Below are 12,161 nucleotides of genomic sequence, written 5' to 3' on the forward strand. Positions count from 1 at the left end.
TTATGCCTCACACAAAAAAATTCGTGCACGTTGTTAATTTCTATCTGAAACCGGACCTGTCCGCCGCAGATACCAGGAAATTCGAGGAAGGTGTTAGCTCACTCGGCAAAATAGAAAGCCTGATCGTGTTTAATGTTGGCAAACCCGCCGCTACAGACCGTCCTGTGATAGACAAGAGCTATAGCTACTGCCTGCTCACCGTTTTCAACGATATTGCCGGCCATGATGTTTACCAGGATCATCCCGTGCACCTGGAGTTTATCAAAAACTGTGAAATGTTCTGGGATAAAGTAGTGGTCTTCGATTCTGAAACAATAGATCTATAAAGGGAAGGGGCTTAGTGAGCCCCTTTTTTATTTTCTTCTTCTTCAAGGTCAGCCAAAAAATCCGGGTCTTCTTCATTCATCAGACTGCTATGCGGGTACACAAAAGTATGCGTAGACCTTTCTGAGCGCATCACGTACCCGATCATAAGCGCGATCACTACCCAGCGGCCCACGCTTTTCAGCAATACCATCGGGATATCTTCGGTAACAAATTGCTCAAACAACAGGCTCACGCCAATGGTGTCCAGCAGCACGAACACTTCCTGTAAAATAACGATGATCGTGAACGTGCGCGGGAAAATATCGCGGGTTTTAAAGAACAGCAGCAACAGGAAGGCCGAACCCACGATGAGGAATGTGTTGGTAATGATTTCCAGCGCAATGATCAGTTTCAGCAGCAGGCCCTGCCCGCCATCAAACCTCTCGGAGAGGTTCTGCCAGAAATCTTCACCCCATACCTCCATGCTCGCCAGGCTCCAGATGGCCGTAAGCTGCCGCACGATCAGTACCAGCGCAATGAATATCAGGCCCCCGCTGATGTTCCAGGGAACGGACGTGGGATATTCCAAAGTCAGCGAAAGCCGGTATACATAAAACGCAATTACGATAAATGCCGCCAGGGAAGTAAGCGCAATGAGCGCGGAAGAAAGATTGAGTCCGGCGGCGAGCACAAGCATGGAATTCAGGACGGTCATAGGTAAATATTTTATCAGAATTCTACGGTGAGCGCATAAACAGCGAAGGTCGCCAGCCAGTGCTCTCCCGCATAATCGCCGCTGGCAACGTGTGGCAGCGCAGCTTTAAGATGAAGCGTGGCCAGCGCGCGCACGGTTTCCTGCTGCTGCCCGCAGTGCTTCGCAATGCCGTAAAGGCACCAGGCACGGCTGAGATTTAACCCGTCGAGATGCACGAGCTTTCCATCGGTGCGGTCGTTCACCGTCGCGACGGTGAAAAGGGGAGTGCTGCTGTCAAAAAGGCCGGGCAGGAATTCCCTTATCCATTTTGCATACGCATCAGCAGGCAGGATGCGCCACATCAGGTCCGCCTCTTCAAGGCAGGGAGAAAGGAAATCATAACCGCCGGGCTCCCAGCTGGCAGGACAGTTCTTATCGTTCACATAGAACCGCATGGCAGTGCTTCTGATGGAAGATTGCAAGGCTGTGTCTCTCGCCGTAACGGCGTAATCCCAGGCCAGGCGCAGGCCGAAGGCGAGATTGGTATGTTCCCCCACTCTTATCGGGTAGGCGATCTTTTTAAGGAAATCACGGTAAGCGTTGCTGAAATAGAATGCCAGCGGCGCAATGTTTTGCCGCAGTTGCGCGGCCAGCGGATCGTTCCAGGTCACCAGCTCCTGTTGCAGCTGCAACAGCCAGCTCCAGCCATAGATGCGTTCAAAGCCTTTGTTTTCTTTATTGCGGAAGAGCTGTATTTCTTTGCGGATATTTTCCTGCGAAAGGTTTTCCCCGAGCTTCTGCCTGATCAGCGCTGCATTGGGCAGCTGCGGGTACATCTTCAGCAGGCGCACCAGCATCCAGTGGCCATGCACGCTGCTATGCCAGTCGTAGCAACCGTAAAAAGCAGGATGATAGGTTTTCGGCGCTCCGAGGGAAGATGAGTCGGTATAGACGATGCCGGTTTTGTAAGGGAACTCGTGCTGCATGCATTTCAGCGGCAATGCGGATAAATGGGCAGCGCCTTCGGTGGTAAGGCGGAGCTGTCCGTTCTTTTCCTCGTACAGCGGCATTTGCGCAACGCCGGTGAGGAAGGAGCATAAGCATAGCAGCAGGGATATTCCTTTCATAAGTAATTACCGGTTCAGTAAAAGTTTAACGTAAAAAGACGGTTTGGTCAGTTTTTTCCTGAGGTCCACTTCGTAGAACATGCTGGAGATCACGTCGCGGAGCTGTTTGTTGCGCATGCCCATTTTCATGAGCCAGTTGAACAGCCGCGGGTATTTCACCAGCTGCTGCAATTTATAGCTGAGATTCAGTTCCGGTCCCAGCACGCGGTACACGCTTTCGTCGTAAGCCATCATCGCGGCTTCGCTGAAGTTATCCGCTTCCAGGCAAGCTGCTGCTTGTTTCGCGGCAATAGCCCCGCTGTAAATGGCGTTGCCGATACCTTCGCCGGTGAATGGATCGATGATATAGGCCGCATCTCCCACCAGCATATAACGGTTGCCGGAAAGGCGGCGTTTTTTGGAACCGAGCGGCAGTCCGTAACCATCCAGGCTGCTGGTCATTTCCGCATCGCGGAAGCGCTCTGCGAAAACGGGATCCTGCTTCAGCGTTTCGGTGAGCAATTGTTTCAGGTTTACCTTGCGGTCGCGCACGGCGTCGCTGAGCATATCCATGCCTACGTTGGCTTCGCCGTCAGGCAGGGGGAAGATCCAGAGGTAGCCGGGCAGCAGGTTTTTCAGGAAATGCAGCTCGATAAAACTGTCTTCATGCATACCCTTCACACCTTTGTAATAAGCCCTGATGCCCGCTGCGTAATACTTCGGCTCCATACGGATGCCCGCAACATCTTTTGTGAAAGAGGAATGCGCGCCGTTGGCGATGATGAGCAGCTTTGCTTTCACCACGAAGTCGCCGGCATTGTTGCGAACGGTATAGCCGTCTTCTTCCAGCGAATATTTATCGATGGTAACGCCTTCGAAAAGCCGCACGTTCGGGCTGCGCTTCAATTCTTCCACCATGAAATTATCGAAGTGGATGCGCTTGCAAACGAAGCCGAGCGGCGCATCCGCCTGCTTGTTGTAATTAGGTTTGTAAGGCACGTCCATGCCCTGGCGGCCGGGGGAAACGAAGGTGACGCCCCAGCTGTTTTCCTTTGCTGCAAATGCTCTCAGCCGCTCCGCGATCCCTTTGTCGATCTTTTCAAGCCCGGTAATCACTTTGCCGCTGAGGCCGTCGCCGCATACTTTATCGCGGGGGAAAACGGCCTTGTCCACAACCACGCAGGGAATGCCCAGCCTGTCCAGCTGGAGCGCCGTGGTAGCGCCTCCGGGTCCTGCTCCTATTATACAAACTGAAGTGGTGATCATAGGGTGCCAAGATACGTAATCTGGTGCCGCGGAGGAAATATATATCTTTGCGGAAAACCTGGAAATATGTTCGGAGACTTGTTCGGAAAGCTGCAGGAAGCGCAGCAGAAAATGAACGACAGCAAAGAGCGCCTCAAACATATCACTGTTGAGGGCGAAGCGGGCAATGGCGCCGTAAAGGTGCTGGTAACGGGCGCCCGCGAGGTGCAAAGCCTTGAAATTGACCCGGCTTTATTGCATGCGGAAAGGAAAGAAGAGCTGGAAGACCTGCTGATCACGGCATTGAACCGCGGGCTGAAAAATGCGGAGAATGCCTGGGAAGCGGAAATGAAAAATGTAGCCGGCGGCATGCTGGGCGGCATGGGCCTTCCGGGGATGTAAGACATAAAAAAACCGTCCTGGCTCAGCCGGGACGGTTTCATTATCCTTTTGTCTTAACCTAAATAAACTCAGCCAACCTCTTCAGCCTTCAGCATCTTTTGAAACTTCTTCCTTTCTTCTTCGTCCAGGATGGTTTTACGCATACGGATGTGGTTGGGCGTCACTTCGATGCACTCGTCCTGCTGGATGTACTCCATGCATTCTTCGAGCGTCATCAGTATTTTAGGCGCAATGTTCGTAGCTGCATCGCTGCCGCTGGCGCGCATGTTGGTCAGTTTTTTTCCTTCGTTCGGGTTCACCACGAGGTCGCCGGGTTTGTTGTTTTCCCCGATGATCATGCCCCTGTACACTTCTTCTCCCGGGTCTACAAAGAAGGAACCCCTGTCTTGCAGTTTATCCAGTGAATAACCGGTGGTGGTACCGCCTTCCTTGGCTACCAGTACGCCATTGCTGCGTCCGGGGATGGGGCCTTTCCAGGGTTTGTAATCGTTGAAGCGGTGAGCCATTACAGCTTCGCCCGCAGTGTTGGTCAGCATCTGCGTACGCAGGCCGATGAGGCCGCGGGAAGGAATTTCAAATTCCAGGTGCTGCATTTCACCTTTGGTTTCCATTACCAGCATTTCACCTTTGCGGCGGGTAACGAGGTCGATCACTTTGGAAGCGAATTCCTGCGGAACGTCTACCACCAGGGTTTCATACGGCTCGCATTTTTTACCGTCGATCTGTTTTACGATCACGGTAGGCTGGCCTACGGTCAGCTCGTAACCTTCGCGGCGCATGGTTTCAACCAGTACGCCCAGGTGAAGGATACCACGGCCGTATACCATGAAGCTGTCCGCGGAATCAGTGTCTACCACGCGGAGCGCGAGGTTCTTTTCTGTTTCTTTCACCAGGCGGTCGCGCAGGTGGCGGCTGGTAACGAACTTACCGTCTTTACCGAAGAAAGGAGAGTTGTTGATGCTGAACATCATGTTCATTGTCGGCTCGTCTACGCTGATCACCGGTAGTGCTTCGGGGTTTTCGAAATCAGCAATGGTATCGCCGATGCCGAAATCTTCGAGGCCTACCACGGCGCAAATGTCGCCATGAACAACTTCCTGCACGCGTTTTTTACCGAGTGCTTCAAAAATATAGAGTTCGCGTACGCGGGACTTTTTAATGGTACCATCTACCTGCACCAGTGAAATGGGCTGGTTTTCGGTGATCTTGCCGCGGGTTACTTTACCTACGGCAATACGGCCGAGGAAGGTAGAGTAATCGAGGGAAGTGATCTGCATCTGGAGCGTGCCTTCGTTCACTTTCGGTTCGGGAACGTGGGTGAGAATGCCGTCCAGCAAAGGAAGGATGTCTTCGCGGGGCTCCAGCGAATCGTTGAACCAGCCGTTCTTGCCGGAACCGTAATAGGTCGGGAAGTTCAGCTGTTCTTCGGTTGCGTCCAGGTTAAAGAAGAGTTCAAATACGGCGTCATGCACTTCATCGGGGCGGCAGTTAGGCTTGTCTACCTTGTTGATCACCACGATGGGCTTCAGGTTCAGCTGAAGCGCTTTCTGCAGCACGAAGCGGGTCTGCGGCATGGGGCCTTCAAAGGCGTCCACCAGCAAGATCACGCCATCGGCCATTTTTAATACGCGCTCTACCTCGCCGCCAAAGTCGGCGTGGCCCGGAGTGTCTATCACGTTGATCTTTACTCCTTTATAGTCTACAGACACGTTCTTGCTGAGTATGGTGATACCGCGTTCCTTTTCAAGGTCGTTGTTGTCCATGATCAGCTCCCCGGTTTCCTGGTTGGCCCGGAAAACGTTGGTAGAGTGGAGGATTTTATCCACCAGGGTAGTTTTACCGTGGTCTACGTGCGCGATGATGGCGATGTTTCTAATTTGCATGACAATGTGTGATTTAGCCGCATTTTGAAGACCTTCCGGGCGATTATTTTTCCGGGCAGCTCCAAATGAAGGCGCAAAGGTACGAATATTAAGGGGAATTAAGTGTAGGGATACCTTAAATAACTGTGAAATGTCAGAAGACTGACGAAGCATACCTTATCGGTTCAAAATCAATGTCTTAAATCTATTGCTGCTGCGAAAGCGCACCCATCAGCGCTTCATTCAGCTGCCCGAAGGCCTGCTGGTTGCCGGGATTATCCAGCGCGCGGGCAATGTCCAGCTTCTCCCGCGGGGTGAGGTGCCAGCTGAGCGCGGCGGCTTTTTCCACCTGCTGCGGCACGTATTGAAAGATCAGCCGCTTGAATTTATTGGGAAAATAGGCTTCGATATAATTGACGAGATGATCCTGGTGGAAATCCTGCATGCTCATCCAGTGCGCCTGCATGGTAAACAGCGGCTCGAAGATCAGGTCGCCCAGGTCTTTTTGCTGTTTGATGGGCGATACGTCGTTTTTGCGCGTATCCCTGATCTGCATGAATATCACCCCGCCGGTGTTTTCATTGATCCATTCGCGGAAAGTATAAAGGAAACGGATGCTGGTTTCCTGTCCGAAATTATCACGGATGCCCGCGTCCATTACGTCTACAATGGGGTTGCTGGGAAGGAACACATTGGGCAATACGTATGGGAACGTGGCGCTCATGCGGATGGCGCTGGTCACACGCAATTCGTTGGCGTGCTGGTTGGCGAAGAACTGGCTGAAGTCTACCCCGTCTATATCACGCACGGCGCGGGTAGGGTAGCGGTAGTCCGCCGCGCAGAGATAGCTCACCGGCTGCGGGCTCATAAACAGCCTTCGCCCGTCTGAATTGATGGTGGCGCACCAGATCAGCATAGGAATCCTCGCTTCGTACTCGGGTTGTTTGTAGTCGCCGAGGGTTTTGTTCAAAACGTTATCCGTATTGAGGTTCAGCTGCATTTCAAAAGCGTAGCCGCGGTCTTTGGCATACGCATTCTTCCCGATCTTAAAATGCCGGAAAGGGGTAATGAAATCATTCACGGCGAAGGAACTGAACACGGAATTCAGCAGGTCGCGCGATACCTTTTCGCAATACAGGCTGTCGTACAGTTTCGCCGGCCCCGGCATTTTCCCTTCCTGCTGGCGGAGGTACAGCTCGCGGAAATAAGCGGCGCCCAGCATGCCGCCGGATGCGCCGGTCATCAGGAAAGTATGTTTCAGCAGTTTGCCTTTCAGCAGGCTGTCGTACCGCTGCAATACGTTCATGGTCCAGGCTGCGGAGCGGCTGCCGCCGCCGCTGGTGTTGATGATGATGATCGGCGGCTTGGAGCCGGGCGGGAATTTCGCTTTCCAGTTCTCCAGTATGGCCAGGGTATTTTCCCGGTCTGCATCACTGCGGGCCCGGGTGAAAAAATCCTGGAGGCTTTGCAGGCTGTATGCCGGGCGGTCTTTTTTATCGAGGTAATTGAGGCCGTAAGCCTTGTTGCGGTTGTCTATCCATTGGTTCTTCACCATCCAGTTCAGCCCCACCACCAGGAACACCAGCACGGGAATGGCCCAGCTTTCCAGCAGGTAGGCGTAAGCGCCGGCCACGCCGATCAGGAACGCAAAAAATATCAGCACGCTGGCGCCAGCCGGGATGCGGAACGCGTTGTAGTCCATCAGGTAGGCCATGATCACGAGGAACACCAGCGCCAGCCCGATGGTGATCATCGCCGCAAAGTGGTGCTGGCGGAAGATATTATCCAGGTAATGTTTGTTGTAGTGATCCACGTTCCTCGCACGGCGGATGCGCCAGGGACTTGAGAAGTAGCTGTACACCGGCAATGCGTTCTCGTCTCTTTCCTGGTTTGGCTTGAGCACAGTGCGGAGAAAATTTCGCGGGTTGCCGAATTTTTTCATCAGCCGCCGCCCGATATTTTTATCTGCGTTGAAAAAATAAAAGAAAGAAAAAAAGATTACGGCGAGATAACCGCAAATAAAACCTTCTGCCAGCAAAAAGATCTGGGGAATGGAATTCAGCTCCTGCCAGCGCTGGTATTGCCAGCCGCGCCACAGCAACATGATGAGGAATGCGCCGGGAATGATGGAATTGTTCAGGCAGTAGCGCGAAAAGGGTTGCGAGGTGGTAGCCAGGAATTTGAACCGGCCGCTGTGAAGGATGAAAGTGGTGATGTTCCAGCTCATGGTAAAGATGGCGGTAGCCACGCCGGTCACCGTTGTGCTGTAGAAATTCACCCTTCCCAGGTATTCCGGCGCAAGGAACAGCGCATCACCGCCAAACGTTTTGGCAAAGCCGCCGTTGATGGTGCTGAACAATATGGCCCAGAAGATCAGCAGAACCTGGTACTTGCGGAAATGCAGCAACAGCAGCTGAATAGGGAAGGAATAGAAAAATCGTAACCAAAATCTTTTCACCACCTTAAATTAAGGCAAATATCCGCAATGTAAAATTAAAAATAAATTAAATGTGACTTGGGCGTGGGGTAACGAAGCGGCCCCAGATCATTACCATGAGCAGCGCCATGCCGGTGAACTGGTGTGCCAGCGCGAAACCCAGCGGAATTTTCACCTCGCTGTTCATTACGGTGAGCACGCCTAAAAAGACCTGCAACAGCACTACCAGCAGGGCAAGGGCGCGCACGACCGCCAGCTGCGGGAGCCTGGCCGAGCGCAGGTACCATACGGCGATCAGCAGCGTGAGCAGGTAGGCGAGGCCGCGGTGGATGAACTGGATGGTGAGCTGGTTGTGGGTAATGTCTTCCAGGAAACCGCCCTGTGTAAACATGCCCGGCGGTGCAAAAGCGCCGTTGATGGAAGGCCAGGTGGTGGCGGCGAGTGCGGCATGAAGTCCCGCCATGAAAGCGCCGTAGATCAGTTGGAGCACCAGCAGGCCAAGGATCCAGCCGGAAAGCCTGCGCAGCCCGGGAGCCGGTACCATGGCGGATGCGGGCACGCTCAGCTTCAGGGCGAACCAGAGCACGTACCATAAAAGTCCCAGCGCGGCAATAAAGTGAATGGCTAAACGAATATGGGAAACGTACAGGTTTTCCTCGTTCAGCCCGCTTTTCACCATGATCCAGCCGATGAGCCCCTGGAGGGCGCCGAGCAGGAAAAGCACGATCATAGGGTTGATCATGCTGCGGTCTATTTTCTTTTTGATAATGAACCAGACGAAAGGTACGAAAAAGACGACGCCGATCAGGCGGGCCCAGTTGCGGTGAAGCCATTCCCAGAAATAGATCCATTTGAAGTCGGACAGGGTGAAGTGGCTGTTGATATATTTGGATTGGCCGATCTGCTGGTATTTTTCGAAAGCGGCCTGCCAGGCTGCTTCATTCATGGGAGGGAGCGCGCCCAGGATGGGCTTCCATTCCGTAATGCTCAGGCCGGAACCCGTGAGGCGGGTGATGCCGCCCAGGAGCACCTGTACAATGATCATGGCCACCCCGGTGAAAAGCCAGATGACGATGGCCCGGTTCCCTTTATTTTGCTGCATTTCCATAAACCCTGCAAAAATAAGGGTAAATCCCGCCCGGGACGGATGATTTTTATCAATTCCGGAATCATTCCGCCGGTTTTTGTAATTTTAGCGCCAACAAAATCAGTTAACTTGTTGCTGCCATATTACCAGGATGTATTAACGGAAGCGGGTTGCGATGAAGCCGGGAGAGGCTGCCTCGCGGGACCTGTATATGCGGCAGCAGTGATTTTGCCGAAAACCTTCCGTCACCCTCTTTTGAATGATTCAAAACAGCTGACGGAAGATGAAAGGAATGTTTTACGGGTGGTGATAGAACGGGAGGCGGTAGCATTTGCGGTGGCCAGTGTGTGCAACGAGGAAATTGACAGGATCAATATCCTGAAAGCCTCATTCAAGGCCATGCACGAAGCTTTGGCACGATTATCGCTACAACCCCAAATGTTACTCATTGATGGGAACCGTTTTCATCCCTATGGCAATATCCCGCATACCTGCATCATACAGGGCGACGGAAAATATGCATCCATAGCAGCAGCATCTGTGCTGGCAAAAACTTACCGGGACGAATACATGCAGGGTCTGCACGAGCAGTTCCCGCAATACGGATGGAAGGAGAACAAAGGTTATCCGACCAGGCATCACAGGGATGCCATCCGGGCCCATGGCGACACGCCCTTTCACCGCAGGACGTTCCGCTTATTGCCAGACCAGCTTAGCCTGGACGAGGAGGAAAAGTGGTAAAAAGGAACGAACCATGTTAAAGCAAACGCAACAACAGAAATTATTACAGAAGTTGTCACCCCAACAGATTCAGCTCATGAAACTGTTGCAGGTTCCTACTGCCAACCTGGAAGAAAGGATCAAAGAAGAACTGGAAGAAAACCCCGCCCTTGAATACAGTGAAGACGGCCAGGAAGACGACCTCGCGAAAGATAACAACGAAGAATTCGAAGCCAATACCGAGGAAGAATTTGAACCCGACGGCAGCGAAAACGAATACGACAACATTGATATCTCAGAATACGTTTCAGAAGGCGACGACGAAATAGCGGATTACAAACTCCGGGACGATAACTATCCCGACCCAGACGAATCCCGCACCATTCCCGTTCGCGTGGAAACCACCTTTCACGATCACCTGCTCAGCCAGCTGGGCCTGCAAACGCTGGACGACCGCCAGCGCCGCATCGCAGAGCAGATCATCGGCAGCATAGACGACGACGGGTATCTCCGCCGCGAAACCAGCGCCATCGTAGATGATCTTTCATTTTCACAGAATGTACAGGCAGACGAAGATGAGATCAAACAGCTCATCAAGCTCATCCAGACCTTCGACCCCGCCGGCGTTTGCTGCGCAGACCTGAAAGAATGCCTGCTGCTGCAGCTGAAGCGTAAAAACCCGGACGATCCGGGCGTACAGACCGCCATCCAGATACTCGACAATTACTTCGACGAGTTCACCAAAAAACATTACGAAAAGATCCAGCGCTCACTTAATCTTTCAGACGAAGACCTGCGCGAGGCCATTGGCCAGATCATCAAGCTCAATCCCAAGCCGGGCGGCAATTACAGCGTGCTGAACAAAGCCGAGAGCTACGTAATTCCTGATTTCTTCATACTTAACAATAACGGCAAGCTGGAATTGTCCCTCAACAGCAAGAACGCCCCTGACCTGCGTATTTCCGAAGGTTACCGCGAAATGCTGAAGGAGTACGACCGCGGGGATAAAAAGGACAAACGCCAGAAAGAAGCCGTACTGTTCATCAAACAGAAGATAGACGCCGCCAAATGGTTCATAGACGCCATCAAACAGCGCCAGCACACGCTGCTGAGCACCATGGAAGCCATTATGAGCTACCAGCATGAGTTCTTCCTCACCGGCGATGAAACCACCATGAAACCCATGATCCTGAAGGACATTGCCGACATCACCCAGCTGGACATCTCTACCGTGAGCCGCGTGGCCAACAGTAAATATGTTCAGACCGAGTTCGGCACCTTCAAGCTCAAGTTCTTCTTCTCCGAGTCGTTGTCTACAGACAGCGGCGAGGAAGTGAGCACGCGCGAGGTGAAAAAGATACTGTCCGACATGATCGGCGGCGAAAACAAACGCAAGCCGCTCAGCGACGAGAATCTTACGAAAATGCTGCAGGACAAAGGTTACAACATTGCGCGCCGCACCGTGGCCAAATACCGCGAGCAGCTGAACATACCCGTTGCGCGTTTACGCAAGGAATTATAATCATTACAAATTTTCATGGAAGAGCAGAAACCGTCCGTTAATTTTCCGCCTGCATTGCGGGCCGCAGCAACAGTATTTTCCTATTTGCTGCATCCTTTGTTCATTCCCCTGCTCATCACTTTTTTAGTGGTAACCGCGCTGCCGGAATACTTTATGGCTTTTAAGCACAACAGCTTCCGGTTCCCGTTCGACGTGCTGTATCTGCGCGTGGGCGTGGGTTGCCTGTTGTTCCCTTTGCTGTCGGTGGTATTGTCCAAACTGCTGGGTTTCGTGAACAGCGTGCAGCTGGAAAACCGTATGGACAGGATCATTCCTTATGTGGCGACTACGATCTTCTACTTCTGGGTCTTCTATACATTCAAACGCCAGGGCGTTACCCCCGGTTTTTTCAACGCGTTTTTCCTCGGCATTTTCATTGCGGTGGTGGTCTGTTTCGTGGCCAACAGCTTCGTGAAGATCAGTATGCACACAACAGGCTGGGGCGGTGTGCTGGGCTTCCTGATGGTGCTGATGTGGGGCATGGGCATGAACGTAAGCGTGCCGCTGGCGCTGGCTTTCGTGCTGACGGGGCTGGCCGCAACGGCGAGGCTCGTGCTGGACGCGCATACCACGCGGGAGATCTATACCGGCCTGCTGGTGGGCATTCTTTCACAGGTTGCCGCTTATGCTATCGTAGGCTGAGAGCGGTTTTTTTTCTTTTTAAAAGATATTTTTTCCACTGCGCATATTCCCTGCGTAAAGGCGGTGCACCTTTGTATTGTCCATTGCGTGTTACCCCAA

General features: G+C 52.7%; 11 protein-coding genes. 5 read left to right on the forward strand and 6 right to left on the reverse strand.

The annotated features are described in order from the left end of the window. Positions 1–2: 2 nt before the first annotated feature. A complete protein-coding gene (locus R3I13_RS06530) occupies positions 3–326 on the forward strand; it encodes a Dabb family protein (RefSeq protein ID WP_346317123.1) in 324 nt (107 codons plus the stop codon). An 11-nt stretch (positions 327–337) separates the two neighbouring features. Here R3I13_RS06530 and R3I13_RS06535 read toward each other — a convergent pair whose 3' ends face one another. Genes R3I13_RS06535 through R3I13_RS06545 form a run of 3 tightly spaced genes read right to left on the reverse strand, consistent with a single transcriptional unit; the run spans position 338 to position 3,372 of the window. Further along, a complete protein-coding gene (locus R3I13_RS06535; protein ID WP_346317124.1) occupies positions 338–1,021 on the reverse strand; it encodes a DUF2569 family protein in 684 nt (227 codons plus the stop codon). 14 nt (positions 1,022–1,035) lie between these two features. Beyond that, the gene (locus R3I13_RS06540) at positions 1,036–2,127 is read right to left on the reverse strand and encodes a DUF2891 domain-containing protein (protein WP_346317125.1); all 1,092 of its coding nucleotides are present in this window, start codon (positions 2,125–2,127) and stop codon (positions 1,036–1,038) included. 6 nt (positions 2,128–2,133) lie between these two features. After that, complete coding sequence (locus tag R3I13_RS06545) at positions 2,134–3,372, reverse strand: geranylgeranyl reductase family protein (protein ID WP_346317126.1); 1,239 nt, start codon at positions 3,370–3,372, stop codon at positions 2,134–2,136. A gap of 66 nt (positions 3,373–3,438) precedes the next feature. Here R3I13_RS06545 and R3I13_RS06550 point away from each other — a divergent pair, with 66 nt between their 5' ends. Further along, complete coding sequence (locus tag R3I13_RS06550) at positions 3,439–3,753, forward strand: YbaB/EbfC family nucleoid-associated protein (protein ID WP_346317127.1); 315 nt, start codon at positions 3,439–3,441, stop codon at positions 3,751–3,753. A 68-nt stretch (positions 3,754–3,821) separates the two neighbouring features. Here R3I13_RS06550 and typA read toward each other — a convergent pair whose 3' ends face one another. The 3 genes from typA to R3I13_RS06565 all read right to left on the reverse strand — a co-directional run bounded on the left by typA (position 3,822) and on the right by R3I13_RS06565 (position 9,160). Continuing rightward, positions 3,822–5,636: a translational GTPase TypA gene (gene typA, locus R3I13_RS06555; protein ID WP_346317128.1), complete on the reverse strand. Its 1,815-nt coding sequence runs from the start codon at positions 5,634–5,636 to the stop codon at positions 3,822–3,824. Between the two features lie 184 nt (positions 5,637–5,820). Beyond that, positions 5,821–8,073: a patatin-like phospholipase family protein gene (locus tag R3I13_RS06560; protein ID WP_346317129.1), complete on the reverse strand. Its 2,253-nt coding sequence runs from the start codon at positions 8,071–8,073 to the stop codon at positions 5,821–5,823. A 46-nt stretch (positions 8,074–8,119) separates the two neighbouring features. Beyond that, entirely contained in the window at positions 8,120–9,160 is a 1,041-nt protein-coding gene (locus tag R3I13_RS06565; protein WP_346317130.1) for a COX15/CtaA family protein, read from the reverse strand. Positions 9,161–9,268: 108 nt separating this feature from the next. Here R3I13_RS06565 and R3I13_RS06570 point away from each other — a divergent pair, with 108 nt between their 5' ends. The 3 genes from R3I13_RS06570 to R3I13_RS06580 are packed head-to-tail and all read left to right on the forward strand — an operon-like array spanning position 9,269 to position 12,062. Beyond that, the gene (locus tag R3I13_RS06570; protein WP_346317131.1) at positions 9,269–9,880 is read left to right on the forward strand and encodes a ribonuclease HII; all 612 of its coding nucleotides are present in this window, start codon (positions 9,269–9,271) and stop codon (positions 9,878–9,880) included. A gap of 13 nt (positions 9,881–9,893) precedes the next feature. Further along, positions 9,894–11,381 carry an RNA polymerase factor sigma-54 gene (rpoN, locus tag R3I13_RS06575; protein WP_346317132.1) on the forward strand — a complete coding sequence of 496 codons (1,488 nt, stop codon included), beginning with the start codon at positions 9,894–9,896 and terminating at the stop codon, positions 11,379–11,381. A 15-nt stretch (positions 11,382–11,396) separates the two neighbouring features. Then, a complete protein-coding gene (locus tag R3I13_RS06580) occupies positions 11,397–12,062 on the forward strand; it encodes a hypothetical protein (RefSeq protein ID WP_346317133.1) in 666 nt (221 codons plus the stop codon). The last annotated feature ends 99 nt before the right edge of the window (positions 12,063–12,161 follow it).

It is taken from the genome of Chitinophaga sp. YIM B06452 (genome assembly GCF_039655965.1).
GTDB lineage: Bacteria > Bacteroidota > Bacteroidia > Chitinophagales > Chitinophagaceae > Chitinophaga.